Below are 18,307 nucleotides of genomic sequence, written 5' to 3'. Positions count from 1 at the left end.
AAGCACGCATCTGCAATTAGTTTTTGCTTGCGGCTAACCGTCTGCACTCTAGGTTTAATGGCTAACGCAACAACTTGATTTACAACAACTACCGACAATCCGGTACACAACAGCCCCATTGGTCTTTCCTCAGTAAAATAGGTTCAACTGAACCTCATATCATTTCCGGATGTTTACCGGCCTCAATTGTTTTAAAACACATACGCCATAAATAAAAAATAACCGAGATACTGAGTATCTCGGTTATTTTTTCGGCGCGCATTCTCCCCCAAAACCAACAAGAAGACAACCCAATAAAAATATTAAGTGATCCGCAATCTGTGATGGCTTAGCGAAAAACGACAGAATCCAAGTACAAGACTTGATATCAGCTCACGATCCTCAATCTGCTTTAATCAGAACCAATATCTCCCTTTGTCGATACATTAGAAGAATCACCAGCAGCACTGCGCAGCAAGGTTTGTAATTGTTGTAGCTCGAGTCTGATGGCTTTCAACTCCTCGTGCATTTGTCTTTGTTCCTGCTCCAAGACTTGTTTGTCCTGCTCACGCTCTAATGCATGCTCTTCGTCACTGAAGGTTTGCATGGTATTGACGATAATCGCAATAAACAAATTTAGCATAGTGAAAGTAGCCACCAGAATAAATGGCACGAAAAATACCCAAGCATAAGGGTAAACTTCCATCACTGGCCGCGAAATTCCCATAGACCAACTTTCAAGCGTCATTATTTGAAATAGGGTATAAAACGAATCAGCAATGGTGCCAAACCATTCCGGAAACGTACCACCAAAGATTTTGGTGGCGATCACCGCAAACACATAATAAATCAACAGTAATACCGTGGCGATCGATGCCAGTCCTGGAAGTGATCCCAACAGAGCTGACACGACCCGTTTCATTGATGGCACAATTGTTAACACTCTCAGCACCCGCAACACCCGTAGCGAACGCAGTACAGCCAGAGGCCCAGATGCAGGGATCAGTGCAATCACTATCACAGTAAAATCAAACACACTCCAAGGGTCTTTAAAAAATTTTCCCCTATAGGCATAAATCCGCAGCAATAACTCCACGACAAATACACTCAGCAGCACCTTATCAAGACTCATCAACAAAGTACCGTATTGCGCCATCAGGCTGGCTGAGGTCTCCATACCTAACTGCACCGCGTTGATTAAAATCAATGTCAAAATAAAATGACCAAACCAGTTTTGCTCAACCAAGCTAATCACTCGTGCCTGCAAACCCGTTGGTGCGTTAAGTAAAGATGTACTCATGTCGACTCCTATAATCACAATTGCGGCGATTGTAGCGAGTGCGCTTTCAGATGCCCAGTTTTTACGGTGGGTTAAATAACAACAGGGTTAAATGCAGTGGATTGAGCAAGATTTGGATAATATGAACAGCAACTTTTATGAGGGGGTGGGTAAAACGTCATTACGTCCTCAGTAAACGATTAACACTCGCCAATAAATATAAATCTAAGGTATCGCTAAAAACTAATGGGTACCAATCAGCAACAATCTCGCTCGACGCTTAATCCCCAACATCGCTAGGCCGAAAAAGACCGCAAATAAGCCCCAGAGTTGCAGCCATTTTGGCATCACACTCGCCCAACTTGCGCCCATTTGATTGAGTTCTAGCATGCCCATAATCGCGGGTACCGCGGGAATAAACTGTGAGCCGAGTACTAAAGGTTCTGGGATCAACGCTATCGGCCACACAAAACCTGACACAAATAAAATAGGCATAGAGATCAGCAGTAGCACTTGGGTGGGTAAATCGCGGCGGGTGAACAAGGTGCTCATGGCAATACCTGCGGCGGCGGTAGCCAGTAAAAACGGCAATAACCACAGCGCAACTAAACCAAGGCTCGCTTGAATACTCACGTTATACCAGTGATAACAATAGCCCACATAAAAGCTGGTAAAGAAGATATAAATCAACATGAAAGCAAGAATACGACCACAGACTAATTGCACCGGTGACACCTGCTGCCAATACCCTTTATGCCGCCATTGCCCAGCCCCTAAAATGCCAGTACCTATGAGTAAGGTTTGGTGCAAAATCAGCAAGAACAGTCCAGGTACCACATAGGGCGTATAACCTAGGCTCTGGTTAAAGGCAGGTACACTGTTAAGATGAAGCGAGTTTAAACTCTCTTGGGCCTGCTTAGGATTTTGTCCTTGAGCAAGCATGCCAATCAATTGCACTTGTTTTCCCGCATCCATTCCAGCGCTAACTAAGCCTTCAACAACCGCGGAATAAATCAAAAAGTAACTAGCATCACCGCCATAGCTTAGCGTCACACCTTTACCAAGCAATAAATCGCGGCGGAATCCTTCTGGGATCACGAGTAAGCCGTGGGCCTTACGCGTCTCAATAAAACGCTTCGCCTCGGTAATCGAACCGACTTGACCTATGACTTGAATTTTTGCGCTGGCATCGGCATGACGGATCAATTGACGGCTTAGGGAAGAATGGTCTAAGTCCACCACGATCAGTTGTTGCTCGGTCGGCACTTGATTCAGATAGGGCAAAGGATACAAAACCGAATAAAACAGTACACCGCCAAATAAAGTCACAGCAATCGCTTTATCGCTAATAATGGCCTTAAATTCAGTGAGGATCAGTCGCCACAGACTGAGCTGACGTGGTGTGTTTGCGTGTTCGCTATTGGATAAATTCATCCTATTGCCCCTTCGCAGATATAGCTGCGTCCGAGTCATAAACCGTCACTGAAGCATTGGTGTTAACTGTGATAGGCAGTAATTTACGCGACAGGAAATATATCAAAGGTATCAGACAGATAAAGCCCCAATAGCTGGTGATTTGGCTCGCTACACTTGGCCAAGTGGCGCCATAACTCACGATACTAACATGGGACTCAATATAATGGCTCGATGGCATGATAAGTCGCCACCACTGGGCTAATTGCGGCATTTCGTGAGTCGGAAAAGTAATGCCCATAAAGGCAAACGCTGGCGCAAATAAAGCGGTACAAAAGCTGATAACCCGCGCACTGTCACGCATCACTACAAATATTAATAACACTAAGCTCCAGACTGCCAATAACATGACTAATTGCGCGAGCAATAATAGGGCTAAACTCCCCGCCATCGGCAGAGCAAGATACAAATACAGCCAAGCTAAAATAAAGCCGCCCTGCAGCATCAATATCGGCGTAAACAGCACCATTTTCGCCCACACCTTAGGCCAAAAATGTTCAGTTAAGAGATTCGACATGCCATCGGCCTGAGTGGTAGGCGCTAAATGCAGCTCTCGATTTAAGCTGTTTGCCATCACTAACATAGATAACAACTGCCACAGCGCAATCAGCACTGGCGGTACTAAGAAACCTATGTAATTGTTATTTCGGTTAAACAGGGCTGTTGTTTGGCTTTTGACTGGGCTTAAATTCACTGTGACTTGGGATTTCGGTGTACCATTTGCGAGCTGCTTTAAACCCGCCACTTGCTGTAATCCGTCGCCTAAACTCAGCTGAATTTGGCTTGAAAGTAACTTACCCACCAGCAAAAATTGACTGTTGTAGCGCACATCAATTGTAGGTTTATGGCCTGTAAGTAAATCCTTTTTCATATCATAGGGAAAAACCACAATAGCGTAGACTTTCGCCTGTTGCATCGCGCTTATCGCCGAGGATAAGTCGGTAAAACTTTGCGGATCGGTAACTGGATTTGCCTTAAGCTGACGAGTCAACATGCGGCTCAATTGACTATGATCTTGGTCGACAATCGCCACGGGCAGTTGCCTTGGCAGACCTGCACTGAACAACCACCATAAGCATAAAATCCCCAGTAGTGGAATATAACTTATCAGCGCTAACTGCCAAGGGTCATGCCATAGGGCACGCAGCTCACGGCGAACTAACGCTGTGAGCAACGCCATAAAGCTTATGCTCGATGGCTGTGATTCGCCCTTAATCTTGTCCGCCGCGTTGGCGTGAGGCGTACGTTCAGTCACGACTTTTACTCACTACGCAGCAGCACAGACATGCCGACACGCAGATCGGTAATCGGCTGGTTTGGACGCAATTCCACTTCAAAGGTTCGCATATCAAAATCATGGCCACTTTCGGTCGAACGCCAAGTGGCAAACTCACCCATCACACTGATATGGGACACAGTAAAATCCACATCCTGCCCGAGTGCCGGAATCGTTAATTGAATTGTTTGACCTTTTTTGAAACGTTTAAGTTGGTCTTCTCGCACTTGGAACACGGCCCAAGCATCCTGCATATCAATCAAACTAACAATCGGAAAACCACTGGGAGCCAATTCACCCGCCTGTAACAGCACGTCGCTGATCTCACCCGATTTAGGTGCGCGCATTTGGCTATCTTCCATAATGGCGCTAACTTCTTTCACTGCACCTTCAGCCTTACGGGCATTACCTGCCGCAGCCACTTTGGTTTCCGCCCGCGCACCTTCCTCGGCCATTTGGTACATGGCTAAGGCCGCTTGTTCTGTGTATTTTGCAGCTTGCCATTGGGTAAAGGCTTCATCGCGTTTTTGTCTTGCCGCCACACCTTCGTTAAATAAATTTTCGACTCGGGTATAAGTGGTTTTAGCGAGCGTTGCCGCCGCCTGCGCCTTGAGCCATTGCTCCTTGGCTGCCATCACTTCTTGACTGCGAGCACCGTTGTTGGCTTCTAGCTGCATCGCCTTAGCGGCATCACGGCCACCTTCGGCCTGCATTAACTTTGCATCTAGCTCAGGACTGCGGATCGCAAATAATAAATCCCCTTGGGCCACACTATCACCGCGGCGCACGAGCACTTGCTCGACTCTGCCTGGCACCTTGGACGAAACATTGTACTCACGGGCTTCAATCTGGCCCTGCAACAAACTCGGCTGCGGGCTATAAGCGAGCTTGAGTCCATAGGCTAAGATAAGGCCTAATGCGACCAACGCCACAAGGGCAAGTATTCTGTTAGCGCGCATTGTTTGTCTCCTGCACTTGGGTAGGGGCTGTGGTACGACCGATAAATTCATCTAATTGACCACTGATGGCCATTAATCTGGCATAGGCTTGCACATAACGATAACGGGCAGCCAATTGCTGAGTTTTCACTGCGCTCAGTTTCAGCTCCGCATCGACTCTGTCGATAGAGGTTGAAAGCCCTTGATTAAAGGCGATTTCCCTAAGACGCAGGTTTTCAATAGCAAGTTCGAGCGAAGTATCGAGCGCCGTCACTTCTTCCTCGGCCTGTAATAATTGGCGATAGCTTTGATCCACCAGCAGGCTCAAGTCTTGTTTAGTTTGTGCCTTGGTATAACGAGCTTGTAAGAGTGCACTTTTCGCCGCTTCGACCTTACCGCTACGGCCATCGCGGCTGATCAGTGGTACATTGACCCCAACCCCAACCATCCAGTCAGGTGTGATGCTCGTCAAGAGTGTGTCCTCTTCATACAAGGTGTAGTTACCGAAGAGGAAAACCGTTGGATGGTATTTACCTTTTTCCAACGCTATTAAACCGTTCGCTTGCGTTTCTTTCGCTTCGAGCAATTTGAGCGCCGGATGTTGGCTCAGGGTAATTTGGCTGAGTTGAGCGAATGAAGGAGCCTGTGGCAGTACAAATAAGGGAGAATTTGTGCTCACCTGACTTTGCTGTAGCATACGTGCCAGCGCGATCACTGCCATTTCGTGTTGCCGACGAGCACTGCCTAAATTGACTTTAGCATTGTCTAGGGCGACCTGAGCATTGAGGCGCTCAACCTTAGCAATTTGCCCTTCGCGCTCTAGTGCTAAAGCATGATCAACATGCTTAGTTAACGAGCCAACCAGATCAGTCTGAGTATTCACCAATGCCAACGTCACATCGACAGCGTAATATCTATCCACCAGCAGGGTAAATAAATCACGAGTAGCCAATTGTAATTCTTGTTGCTTCTCGGCCACCATAGCCGCGTGTATACCTTGAGCCGCAGTGATCTGTCCGCCCGTATAAATCGGCCACATTGCCTGTAAGCTGGCGCTAAAAATATCTTGTTCACTTAAGGGCAGCGGCGGAATACCCGCAATAATGCCGCCAAGCGATGGCGGGATAGAAATCACAGAATTTAATTCTTTCAGATCAAACTCAATCGGTTTATCCAAATGAATATAGTTACCGCGAATGTCTAATGAGGGCAAATTTAAGCTCTCGCCCGCCTCTTGTTCCCCCTTAGCGCGGTTAACTTCCTGCGATTGTGCTTGCAACTTGTCGCTCACCTTCAGCACTTGCTGCCAAGCATCAGTAAAGCTAATCGGCTGAGCATAGCCAGCCGAAGGCAATGATAATAGGCACAGCCATACTACACGTGATAGTTTCATTAACACCTCTAGAGTAGTTACTCTAATTTCCTTTGCGAATGATAACATTCATGGTGGGTAGCGACTAGAACCCATAAGCGTAAGGTTCTAGGTTTTATGCTGTTCCGCCCACGGTGAGCTTATCGAGTTTTAGGGTCGGTTGACCCACACCCACAGGCACACTTTGACCATCTTTACCACAAACGCCCACTCCTTGATCTAAAGCCATATCGTTACCGACCATAGAAATCTGGCTCATAGCCTCAGGGCCATTACCGATTAAAGTAGCGCCTTTAATGGCTTGAGTCACTTCACCATTTTCGATCAAATAGGCTTCGGATGCTGAGAACACAAACTTACCCGAAGTGATATCGACTTGACCACCGCCAAAGTTAGGGGCGTAAATTCCCTTCTTCACTGACTTAATAATCTCACTGGGATCTGACTCACCGGCCGTCATATAAGTATTGGTCATACGTGGCATAGGCAAATGTGCGTAGGATTCGCGGCGACCGTTACCCGTTGGCGCAACACCCATTAAGCGAGCATTGAGTTTGTCTTGGATGTAACCCTTTAAAATACCGTCTTCAATCAATACGGTTCTTTGGGTTTGTACACCTTCATCGTCGATACTCAGTGAACCACGACGATTAGGCAAGGTGCCATCGTCGACCACAGTCACTAACTTAGACGCAACCTGCTGGCCGACTTTGCCGCTAAAGGCACTGCTGCCTTTACGGTTAAAGTCGCCTTCCAAACCATGTCCAACCGCTTCGTGGAGCAATACACCGGGCCAGCCATTACCTAACACCACAGGCATTTCACCCGCTGGCGCATCGATGGCATTTAGATTGACCTGCGCTTGACGCACGGCTTCGCGGGCAAAGGCGAAACACATAGGTAAACCTGTGTCATCGCTTGCCATTAAAACACCGTAGTCATGACGACCACCACCACCGGCGCCGCCACGTTCACGTTTACCGTTTTCTTCCAAAATCACGCTACAGTTAAAACGCACCAGAGGACGGATATCGGCCGCCAGAGTGCCATCACTCGCAGCAACGAGGATTTCTTCGTGCACACCAGCAAGGCTAACCACCACTTGAATAATCCGGCTATCTAGACTGCGAATAAAAGCATCGGCTTCTTTCAGCAGGTTGATTTTTTTGACTTCTTCCATCGCCGCAATCGGATCTAAGCTGTCGTATAACGCCAATGCTTTTTGACGTTTAAAGGCTTGTACCTGAGTCTGCTCACCCGCACTAGCAATGCCACGGGCAGCCTGTACTGCAGCGCTTAAGGCGGCAGGAGTGATGTCGTCGGCATAGGCAAAACCCGTTTTCTCACCGCTGATGGCCCGCACGCCTACACCGCGTTCAATATGGAAACTACCGTCTTTGATGATGCCGTCTTCCAGCACCCAAGATTCGTGGCGACTACCTTGAAAATAGAGATCGGAATAATCGATTTTGTGCTGATGTATGGTGTTTAGATAGGTTTGCAGGCCCTCTAACGCTAACCCATTCTTCAATAAACTTTGCTCTACTTGTGCTAAAAATGGCATCTATGCTCTCTTTGACCCAAAGGGATCTTGATATTCTGAGTGTAAATTCGGTGTACTAATTCTATGTGTTAATGCTGCATATCGACTCAAACGCAAATTCAGCATTTCAACTCATCTGCTGGCTATTGGCGCATTATTTCAAGCTTGGTTCAAGGAAACGATTATGCTGCATGACGGGCATTTTACTGCGAATACTGTGCAGTTCGGTTAAGTCGACCTCAGCCTGTACCCAACCCGTACCGGTTTTAAGTTCAGCCAAAATATTCCCCCAAGGACCGACTATCATGCTCTGCCCCCAAGTTTCACGGCTGCCTTCGTTATGCTGTCCCCACTGAGCTGCAGCAAGAATAACGCATTGGGTTTCAATCGCTCTTGCCTGTAACAATACCTGCCAATGGGCTTTCCCCGTCACCTTGGTGAAGGCAGAAGGAACAGCAATAATCTCGGCACCCGCAAGGCGCATCGCCCTAAACAAGTCAGGAAAGCGTAAATCATAACAGATGGTTAAGCCAATTTTGCCAAAAGGTGTATCGATAACACTAATGTGATCACCGGGGCAGAAGGTTTCGCTCTCGCGATATTGTTTTGTACCATCGGCAACATCCACATCAAAAAGGTGCAGTTTATCGTAATGCCCTAAAGTATCACCTTTATCATCAAACAGATAACTGCGACTATAGACACGATCATCCTCAGCCAACGCCGGAATAGTCCCCGCGACCATAAACACCCGATACTTGGCGGCCAGTGCACTTAACGCCGATTTGAGCGGACTCTGATGAACATCGCCCGCATAGGCAAGTTGCTGACTTTCATGGCCACCAAACAGTAAACTGCATTCGGGTAACACGACTAAATGGGGCGCATCGACATCCCGTTTGAGTTCGTTAAGCTGCGATTCGATAAACTGTAGATTGGCGCTGACGTCGCGACTGCTCTGACATTGCAACAGGCTGATGTGCATTCTGATCTCCCTGAATTTGCTTAATCGATTCTACTGCTGGCTGATTCTCTGGTGTGGCAGGCGTGTTCGGCACTTCAGGCGAAGGCGTCGCTTGAGGTTGCTCCCGCTTTAAATCGAGCGCTTTAATTTGATCTGTTGCTGGCTTTAGCTCTTCTGACTTTGATTCTTCAGATCTGGCCTCTTCAGGCTTAACGTCTTGTGGCTCGAGCGCTTCTGGTTGTGTTGCTTGAAACTGTGGCTCAGATTTAGTGTTGCTTGGTTTGACTTCAGTTGACTGAGCTTCAGTTAATTTAGTTTCAGTTGGCTTAGCTTCTGTTAATTGAGCCTCGGTCGATTTAGTCTCTACCGGCTGAGTGATATCGGCGTTATGACTCGCGGCTTCGGTCGACACCGCTGGGCGCTCAACTCCAACCACAGGTAAAATAGATTCTGGAATTTCAATCTCTTTACTCTTACGCTCTAACTCTTCGACCACAGGCTCTGCCATAGTCCCAGTCACCCGAAAACGAATTTCTGAAATCACTTCAATCACAGGCTCAAGCACTTTTGTCAGGGCAAAGGCCCCCAGACCCAGTGTCCAAGCGCTGGTACTTAGCAATACGACAGTCGGCACACTTGAGGCCAATTGTGGCACAAAGCGGATATCGTAATTCAAACTTTCAGTGGTGAGATCCGTATAGCCACGCACCTTCATATTACCCGCGATGGCATCCATTTCAGTGTCAGTGGTTTTCACCACGCCATTATCAATCTGCAAATTGCCATTGAAAGAATTGAAATACATGCCCTGACCGAAGACATCGGTGAAATCCAGCGACAGTTTACGCACCAAAGAATCTAAACTGAACAGGGAGAAAATCCGCGCGCCCTTGTCACTCACCTGAGATAAGTGGCCTTTGCCTAAGTTGAATTTCACCTTGCCATTTAAGGTTTCGAGGGAGAAGGCATAGGGAGCACCTTGCCAAGATAAGTCCGCATTAACCTTCAAGGGGGCTTCATTAACGCCAGGCTCTATACCCAATTGAGCAGATAGATAACTAAACTGAGTGGCATTTAACTCAACACTGAGATCAGTTTTATTCTGTCCAGCCTGTTGCTGCCAAATGCCACTGCCCTGCAAATTGACATTGGGCGTAGTCAAAGACAATGTTTGAATCTTATATCCTGCCGCTTGTGGGCTCGCCTGCAAAACGAGCTTTCCAAAGGATTTATCGAAGAAACGAAAATCTTCCACATTCACTGCAACTGGCGGCAAGTTAGTGAGCACTTGATCACTAGCAAAATCGGCATCCGTGTTCGGCTTTACCTCAGGTGAAAAATAGAATTTATTCGCCACAACTTTGAGACCTTGAGTTTTCCAATTTGGATAGAAATCGACCCAACCGTCAAATTCGTTGGCAACGGTATTAAAACGCCATCCCGTCTCGTTAGGCTTAGCATTAAGCCTAAGCTCCGTCAGTTGTTGCCCTAAAAGATCGAGCCGACCGATATGAGAATCGATACTCGCCACCGCGGGAAATAAACTTTTATGGGGAATATCATCAACTAAAATGCCCGTTTTCGGTATTTTCTCTTGACCAACAAAGGCATTAATCACAGGTAACCATTCGGCTAATTTGGCCTTACCGAGATCGATTTGAATATGACCTTGTTCCGTATTTCTGGCTTCATCCTCATCGAATAAACGCCCCAATAACAAGTCAAAATAACTAAAATTTGCACCTTTATCGGCATCGAAACCACCGATAAACTCGGCATGACTGGCAAGTTTGACATCGAGCGTCGCATTATCTTGATCGCCAACAAACTCGGCGACTAAAGGTCGTGGTTCATTTTCGGGTTTAGCAAAGTATCCTGGGAGCAACAGTTGCGTCCCCAGCATATCCGAAGTCACTTTGGCTTGGATTTGATAACCTTGCTCAGTAAATAGCATAGTCATAGCACCGTCCCAACTGATTTTTCCCTGATAAAAATCGCTCAAGGGATTGTGTAATTCATCGGGGAGACGGCTGAGATCCCAACGACTTTTCAGCGAAAGATTAAGGCCAAAATCTTTACCTTTAGGCTGAGTGTCGAAAGTTAAACTGAGCGGTTGTTCGAACAAGCGCGCTTTGATGCCTTTTCCTGTCACAACTTCATTCGCAAAGTCGACTACACCAGTCACGCCATGAAGTTGAAGCCGTGGCTGAGCAATATATACCGGTGTATTATCAAAACGGATTTGACCACGAATATCTTCAGCTTCACCTTCATACAGTGGAATGCTAATGTCTAAAGTGCCAGTAACAGCACCTTGCACTTGCACGACATCTAAGGTTTTGCCTACTGAGCTCGCCAAAGGTGAGGCTTGTAACACCTTAGTCGCCGCACTGCCTTGAGTAGCCAGTTCGGCTTCAATCCTTAGCAGCGTCTGTTCACCAATGGCGGGAATAAATACATGGGCACCTGTGGCATCCACATTCATCAGCTTGCCTTGGTTTAACCAAAGATCCATGCGGGTATTTTCAAACAAAGCGTTAAGGGACAGATCTGTGACTGCAGGCCAGTCGGGTTGAAACTGAAATTTAGCATCTGTTAAGGTAAATGCTGCCTGAAATACGCCGCTATTATCATCGAAGGGAAAACCACTTAACGGACCACGCCAAACAACTTGCGCATCTTGGGTCTGACCCGCTTTAAGCCCAGTATCCAAATACTCGGCCAGTGATTCACCCATCGCCTTATTGGGGAAATACTTGTCGGCATTGGCCACATTGTTGATACGAACATTGGCCGCCAGCGCCATGTGTGCAGCACCGCTAAAGTCCAAATTCAATGCCGCATCAACGCCGATATCTTCGTTTTCAAACTGCAACTGAGGCACATTTAAACTCAGATGTTCAGTATCGAATTGACCATTAATTGGCGCCCCATTGAACACTAATGGCGCCGAAAATTCATCACCAAAATCGAGGGTGTACACTTGTTCAGGTAGAGAGAAATACAGCGTCTTATCTTGCCAGCGCAGGCTTGCATCTATTGGATGAGTATTGGGAATACCCTCGACCTTCTGCCAATGCAACTGCTTCACTTCGGTACTGGCGAGCAAAGGCTGGTCGGCTTTTTGATACAGGCGGATTGGTCCAATACTAGCCTCGGGAGCTAACGCATGCCATTGACGTAATACGGCTCTATCGACTCCAGGAAATAGCGGCAGCAGCGGCAATAGACTCTGAGTATTAACTTGATTCACATAGGCAAATAATTCATCGTTTTGACGCTTCGCGGCCAGCGTTAACGCCGGCCAATGCTCACCATTGGTGACAAAATCCAGTCCTGAACTTTGCACTTCCCAACCTGTCGCCTTTGGCTGCCAAACAATATCGCCCGCTTGAATTTCAAATCTCTGCGGCTCTTGCTTTAATGTCCATTGCAGCCAGCTCGGCTCAAAATGAACCATAGCAGAACTGATGCTGCGGTCGGCAAACGTAAGCCAAGCCTTAAGATTGACAACCCCTTCTAAGGGTAACTTTTGAGTAGAATCATAGGGATTAGGCTGACGTGAAGCCCATTCACCTAAATCCAAAGAGTTAGCCGCCAAATAAATCTGCCCAGTCAAACTGTCGGGATTTGCACCATCGCCCTTGATATCTAACTGTAATCCGAGAGATTCATGCTCAGAGGCATGACTATCAAGATACAACTCTCCCGCACCGCGGTGACGTTCACCATGATTGCGCCAGTTCAAATGACGGATATGGATCGGGCGAAACTCTTGGTGCATGCTCAGCAATTGCACAGTGGCATTGGTTAAGGAGAATCTATCGAGTTGTTTGAGTAACAGGGCATAAAGCCAATCGAGTTGCGGGGCTTTATTAATTGTGGCGGGATCGTTTTCAGTAAGCTTATCCATGTCTAAAGCGACATGGACACCCTCAAAATTGACATCTTCGATTCGCGGGGTGAGTGTGAGCAGCGATTGCCAAAAATCTAACTTCACTTGTACGTTCTTGATCATCAAGGTCACAGGCAGTTGTTCCTGTGGCGGGATCACTAAGTCATCGATGTTAATTGCAGGGCCAAATGCCTGCCAATGGGCGGATAACTCCCCCACTTGCACATCGACTTTATATTCGCTTTTTACGTAATTAACCAGTTGCTGGCGAACTTCATCAACCTGCGGTAATAAGCCACGGATCAAACTGACGGCAAGCGCAAACAAGACCAAAATAAGCGCCAGAAATTGCCAACAAAAACGGCTAAATTTTTTTGCAGTAAAAAGCGTAGCCACTACATCATCACCACATCGTATTTGTGCTGTGAGTACATAGGCTCATTTTGCAAACGGATGCGCTTACCTATGTAAACCTCAAGTTCAGCAATAAGATGATTATCATCGGTATGCAGACTTTGATACACGGCAGGCGAACAATACAACAGGAACTCATCAGCATCGTAGGCACGGTTTAAACGGATTATTTCGCGAAAGACCTCATAGGAAACCGTCTCGACTGTCTTCATGCTCCCCGTGCCATGGCAGGCCGGACATTCGCCGCAGACGACATGCTCTAAACTTTCTCGGGTACGCTTACGGGTCATTTCGACTAGACCTAACCCCGAAAAACCACTCACATTGGTTTTCACCCTATCCTTAGACAAAGCGCTGGTTAAGCTACTAAGAACACGAGCCTTATGATCCGCCGTCATCATGTCGATAAAATCGATAATAATGATGCCGCCGAGATTACGCAGACGTAACTGCCTCGCTATCGCTTGGGTCGCTTCGAGGTTGGTATTAAAAATGGTTTCTTCAAGATTCCTGTGCCCCACAAAGGCGCCGGTATTGATATCCACAGTCGTCATGGCTTCGGTTTGATCTATGATCAAATAGCCACCAGACTTGAGCTCGACTTTACGGCCGAGTGCACGTTGAATTTCGTTCTCCACATCGTAGAGATCAAAAATAGGCGCAGGTCCTGAATAATGCTCAATCTTATCGGCAATCTCTGGCATAAACTCCTGCGCAAAAGACTGCAACTCGGCAAAAGTGCGGCGAGAATCCACTTGAATACGGTCCAGCTCAGTACCGACAAAATCACGCACAATGCGCACAGGTAAGGCTAAATCTTGATACAGGAGCGACACACCACTGCGTTTACGTCGCTCACTCACCTTTGACCAAACTCGGCGTAAAAATGCCGCATCTTGGGATAACTCATCTTCCCCTACGCCTTCGGCGGCGGTGCGGATAATAAAACCACCGTCATCATCAACATAGGGCAAAGTAATTTGTTTGAGGCGACTGCGTTCTTCTTCTAGTTCAATACGCTGGGAAACACCAACATGGCTAGAACCTGGCATAAAGACTAAATAACGGGAAGGCAGCGTGATATCGGTCGTTAGGCGTGCGCCCTTGGTGCCCAGCGGATCTTTAACCACTTGCACCATAATGTCTTGCCCTTGACGGACTAACTCGGCGATATCACGAACAACGAAATGGCCTTTCTCAACATCGGCGACACACTCAGTGTGCGGTACTATGTCGGACGCATGTAAAAAAGCCGCTTTATCTAAGCCAATATCGACAAAGGCGGCTTGCATACCGGGTAACACACGGCTGATTTTACCTTTGTAAATATTCCCCACTAAACCCCGTTTCATCCGGCGTTCAATATGGACTTCTTGCAGCACACCATGCTCAACTAAAGCAACGCGCGCCTCAGATGGAGTTACGTTGATCAGTAATTCTGAACCCATCTTGCGCTGTATTTTATTTGGATTTAAGCGACTGGTATTCACGACTCACCCCATTCGGGAAACTAGATTAATTAATCGAAGTTACAAACTCTCTAAGCATGAAAACCGAATAAAGGAACAAGGTCAACGTCATTGGAGTACTCGATTCAGAGCCCTAAACGCCAATAAGGTTCATTCTAACCTCAAGCCAAAATCGCAATATAAGCAACCAGCAGCAGTTAAATAAAGCCAACTTCGGCTAACAACTCACGCGTTTCAACCAGAGGTAAACCTACAACGCCAGAATAACTGCCTTCAATTGCAGCCACAAAACACCCGCCGAGCCCTTGAATGCCATAACTGCCCGCCTTATCCATGGGCTCTTTTGAAGCCACATAAGCCTCAATGTCAGCTGCCGATAAAGCGCAAAAACGCACTTGTGTTTCGACTAAGCGCACTGAAGTTTTTAAGGTTGAGTCAGACTCGCCTGCTTTGTAGGTCAGTGCCACAGCCGTCATCACAGTATGCGTTCGGCCAGACAGTTTACTGAGCGTTTGCTTAGCATCGGCCACATCCAGCGGTTTACCTAATATTTGATTTTCAAGCACTACGATAGTATCAGAACCTAATACAGCAGGCTGTGACATATCTGCGCATAATGCCAGTCCAGCTTGGGCTTTTTCAGCAGCTAAACGTCGTACATAATCCCTTGGCGCTTCGCCCTGTTGCACAGTTTCATCAATATCCGGTGCCACTTGCGTGAAACTAAACTCAGGACGACCGAATCCAATCTGTGCCAATAATTCTTTGCGACGTGGCGAAGTTGAAGCTAAAACTAAATCCACAGTTAACGAACCTTATAATGACGTCGAACCCGACGTAAAATCCAAAATATCCAAGGCCAGATCACTAATCCTGAAATCGCAGGTAAAAATAGATCCGTTTTGAAAACAGCCTCTTGCATCACAAATTCAACCCAGTAAATCACTAAGTGATAAATACAAATCAGTAGCATGATCACTAACGACTGCTGCCATTGAGGGAAGTTTCGCAAACGCTGGCAATGCAAGATAGCGATATAAATAACCAAAGACATGGCTAAAGAGCGCACACCTAAGGTGGCTCCCAATAAAATATCTAATACTAGGCCTAAAACCCATGCGGTTAAGATGTTGTATCTGTGGGGTAATGCGATAGACCAATAGAGAACAATCATTAATAGCCAGTCTGGACGCCAAGCATCAATAGCACTTGGCAAAGGCATGATCTGGCTGATCACGCCAATAAATAATGTCACCCAAACAATAAAGCGCCCATTGGCGGCCTGAAAACTCATTAATGCACCTCAGCCACAGGAGGAGTGGTTTCCGTTGACGGTTTGGTCGCAGGCGCGGTCACAGGTTTAGAAGCCTCTGCTGGCGTGACACTTCCGCCAGCAGGAACAGCGCTATCTGCTTTTGGTACATTATCGCTCGATGAATGATCCGCAGCAGGCACGGTAGGCTGACTCGGTAAAGTCACACCAGAATCGGGGGATGGCCAAATCAACAATAAATAACGAATACGATCTAAAGCCGCTAAAGGCTGGGCGGTAACTCGAGCGTAACTTTGACCATCTTCAGTCAACACTTCCATTACCCGCGCGACCGGATAACCTTCCGGGAAACGATTCCCTAAACCTGAGGTGACCAGCAAATCGCCGACACGAATGTCGGTACTCTTGGCCACATGGCGCAGCTCTATTTCATCTAACTCACCCGTACCATTGGCAACAAGGCGCACATCATTACGGGTGATACGCACAGGTAATCCGTGTGATACATCGGAGAGCAATAGCACCCTACTGGTCATTTCACTGACTTGTACCACTTGGCCAACAACCCCTTGGGCGTCGACCACAGGCTGCCCAACAAATACACCACTGCGTGAACCATGGTTTAACACCGCATAGTGATGGAAAGGATCGCTAGCAACCTCCAATACTTCAGCCACCATTTTGCGCGAATCAAGGTAGGCTGGTGAGCCCAACAGTGCGCGTAAACGTTCATTTTCTTGGCGTAAGTGTTCGAAACGCTGTAAGCGTTCACTCATCAGCAATTGCTGCCTGAGCAGCTCTTTATTCTGCAACGCTAACATATTGCGGGTGGCAAAACTTTCAGACGACCAGTCAAGCGCAACACCGGGCACGCTCGCTAAGTACTGCAATGGACTAAAAAAAGAGGATAACGATTGCCGTACAGGATCGAGGCGATGATTAGCCACGAGCAAAGCCACCGACAAAATAATTGCCAGTGTCAGACGGAATTGGTTTGAAATACCACGAACAAAAATTGGCTTCATAGGAAAGCTAAGGCGGTGATTAACCGCCCCATACCGAAGTTAAATTAGGTTTCTTCGGAGAACAGATCGCCGCCGTGCATATCAATCATTTCGAGGGCTTTACCACCGCCACGTGCTACGCAGGTCAATGGATCGTCCGCCACCATTACAGGAATTCCGGTTTCTTGCATTAATAAACGGTCTAAATCACGCAATAAAGCGCCGCCGCCAGTTAACACCATACCGCGCTCAGAAATATCTGAAGCTAATTCTGGTGGAGATTGTTCTAACGCCACCATCACAGCACTTACGATGCCAGATAATGGCTCTTGTAAGGCTTCTAAAATTTCATTGCTGTTCAGTGTAAAGCTACGAGGTACACCTTCTGCCAAATTACGGCCGCGGACTTCGATCTCTAGCACTTCATCGCCAGGATAAGCAGTGCCGATAGTGTGCTTGATACGCTCAGCCGTGGCTTCACCAATCAAGCTCCCGTAATTACGGCGGACATAGTTGATAATCGCATCATCAAACTTATCACCGCCGATACGTACCGAAGACGAATACACTACACCATTAAGTGAAATAATCGCGACTTCAGTGGTACCACCACCGATATCCACCACCATAGAGCCGGTCGCTTCAGATACGGGTAAACCCGCACCAATCGCAGCTGCCATTGGTTCTTCAATTAAATACACTTCGCGAGCACCAGCGCCCATGGCTGATTCACGAATAGCACGGCGTTCTACTTGAGTGGCACCAACGGGCACACACACAAGCACGCGTGGACTTGGACGAAAAAAGCTATTGTTGTGCACTTGTTTAATAAAGTGCTGCAACATTTTCTCCGTCACATAAAAATCTGCAATAACACCGTCCTTCATTGGGCGGATAGCTTGGATATTGCCAGGCGTTCTGCCTAGCATTTGTTTAGCTTCTGTGCCGACCGCGGCAACAGATTTCTGACCGGAGCCACTACGCTCACCACGTATAGCAACAACAGAAGGCTCATTGAGGACTATGCCTTCGCCACGAACATAAATTAATGTGTTAGCTGTACCCAAATCGATCGATAGATCATTAGAAAAAATGCCGCGTAGCTTCTTAAACATGTAACTAGCCTGTATTCTGTGGAGTCAGAAGAAAAGAAAAATCAGCTAACTTTATCAATGCCACCCTGATTCCACAAGACCGAGGAGGTTAACAATCGCTAATGAAGTGATTTTTTTTCAAATCGCCACGTAAAAAACAGTATTTAAGCGGAAAATACTGTTTATTGACGAAAATATCAGCAACAAAAAACGAGTGAACATACAATTCAGCAACAAATATAAAACTAAGGCATTGCATTTAGAATCTGTTACAAGCGTTTTCGTCGACTTCCAATAAGTGAAATGGCAGCCCATTTCAAGGGAAAGCCTGAGT

The 18,307-nt window shown here is 47.1% G+C and carries 13 protein-coding genes; all 13 read right to left on the bottom strand.

The window, feature by feature from the left end:
• Positions 1–391 precede the first annotated feature (391 nt).
• Positions 392–1,279, bottom strand: coding sequence for an ion transporter (locus tag HUB64_RS04235; protein ID WP_173247146.1), 888 nt, complete (start codon positions 1,277–1,279; stop codon positions 392–394).
• Positions 1,280–1,501: 222 nt separating this feature from the next.
• Complete coding sequence (locus HUB64_RS04230) at positions 1,502–2,692, bottom strand: ABC transporter permease (protein WP_173247148.1); 1,191 nt, start codon at positions 2,690–2,692, stop codon at positions 1,502–1,504.
• Between the two features lies 1 nt (position 2,693).
• The gene (locus HUB64_RS04225; RefSeq protein WP_173248704.1) at positions 2,694–3,911 is read right to left on the bottom strand and encodes an ABC transporter permease; all 1,218 of its coding nucleotides are present in this window, start codon (positions 3,909–3,911) and stop codon (positions 2,694–2,696) included.
• Between the two features lie 80 nt (positions 3,912–3,991).
• Entirely contained in the window at positions 3,992–4,966 is a 975-nt protein-coding gene (locus tag HUB64_RS04220; RefSeq protein WP_173247150.1) for an HlyD family secretion protein, read from the bottom strand.
• The gene (locus HUB64_RS04215) at positions 4,956–6,338 is read right to left on the bottom strand and encodes a TolC family protein (protein ID WP_173247152.1); all 1,383 of its coding nucleotides are present in this window, start codon (positions 6,336–6,338) and stop codon (positions 4,956–4,958) included. Before HUB64_RS04215 ends, HUB64_RS04220 begins: the two co-directional genes overlap by 11 nt.
• Before the next feature lie 94 nt (positions 6,339–6,432).
• Complete coding sequence (gene tldD, locus HUB64_RS04210; protein WP_105251291.1) at positions 6,433–7,881, bottom strand: metalloprotease TldD; 1,449 nt, start codon at positions 7,879–7,881, stop codon at positions 6,433–6,435.
• A gap of 133 nt (positions 7,882–8,014) precedes the next feature.
• Entirely contained in the window at positions 8,015–8,845 is an 831-nt protein-coding gene (locus tag HUB64_RS04205; RefSeq protein WP_173496454.1) for a carbon-nitrogen hydrolase family protein, read from the bottom strand.
• The gene (locus HUB64_RS04200; RefSeq protein ID WP_173496453.1) at positions 8,769–13,115 is read right to left on the bottom strand and encodes a YhdP family protein; all 4,347 of its coding nucleotides are present in this window, start codon (positions 13,113–13,115) and stop codon (positions 8,769–8,771) included. The genes HUB64_RS04205 and HUB64_RS04200 overlap by 77 nt, the downstream gene beginning before the upstream one ends.
• Positions 13,115–14,581 carry a ribonuclease G gene (gene rng / locus HUB64_RS04195; protein WP_168825804.1) on the bottom strand — a complete coding sequence of 489 codons (1,467 nt, stop codon included), beginning with the start codon at positions 14,579–14,581 and terminating at the stop codon, positions 13,115–13,117. The genes HUB64_RS04200 and rng overlap by 1 nt, the downstream gene beginning before the upstream one ends.
• 218 nt (positions 14,582–14,799) lie before the next feature.
• Positions 14,800–15,405: a nucleoside triphosphate pyrophosphatase gene (locus tag HUB64_RS04190; protein WP_173247158.1), complete on the bottom strand. Its 606-nt coding sequence runs from the start codon at positions 15,403–15,405 to the stop codon at positions 14,800–14,802.
• Positions 15,406–15,407: 2 nt separating this feature from the next.
• Positions 15,408–15,896 carry a rod shape-determining protein MreD gene (gene mreD, locus HUB64_RS04185; RefSeq protein WP_173247160.1) on the bottom strand — a complete coding sequence of 163 codons (489 nt, stop codon included), beginning with the start codon at positions 15,894–15,896 and terminating at the stop codon, positions 15,408–15,410.
• Positions 15,896–16,900: a rod shape-determining protein MreC gene (gene mreC, locus HUB64_RS04180; RefSeq protein WP_173247163.1), complete on the bottom strand. Its 1,005-nt coding sequence runs from the start codon at positions 16,898–16,900 to the stop codon at positions 15,896–15,898. The genes mreD and mreC overlap by 1 nt, the downstream gene beginning before the upstream one ends.
• Positions 16,901–16,944: 44 nt before the next feature.
• Positions 16,945–17,994 (bottom strand): rod shape-determining protein, encoded by a 1,050-nt coding sequence (locus HUB64_RS04175; protein WP_105251284.1) that lies wholly within the window; start codon positions 17,992–17,994, stop codon positions 16,945–16,947.
• Positions 17,995–18,307: the final 313 nt, after the last annotated feature.

Source organism: Shewanella sp. ISTPL2 (assembly GCF_013283205.1).
Taxonomy (GTDB): domain Bacteria; phylum Pseudomonadota; class Gammaproteobacteria; order Enterobacterales; family Shewanellaceae; genus Shewanella; species Shewanella oncorhynchi.
This window is presented reverse-complemented; position numbering and strand designations above follow the sequence as displayed.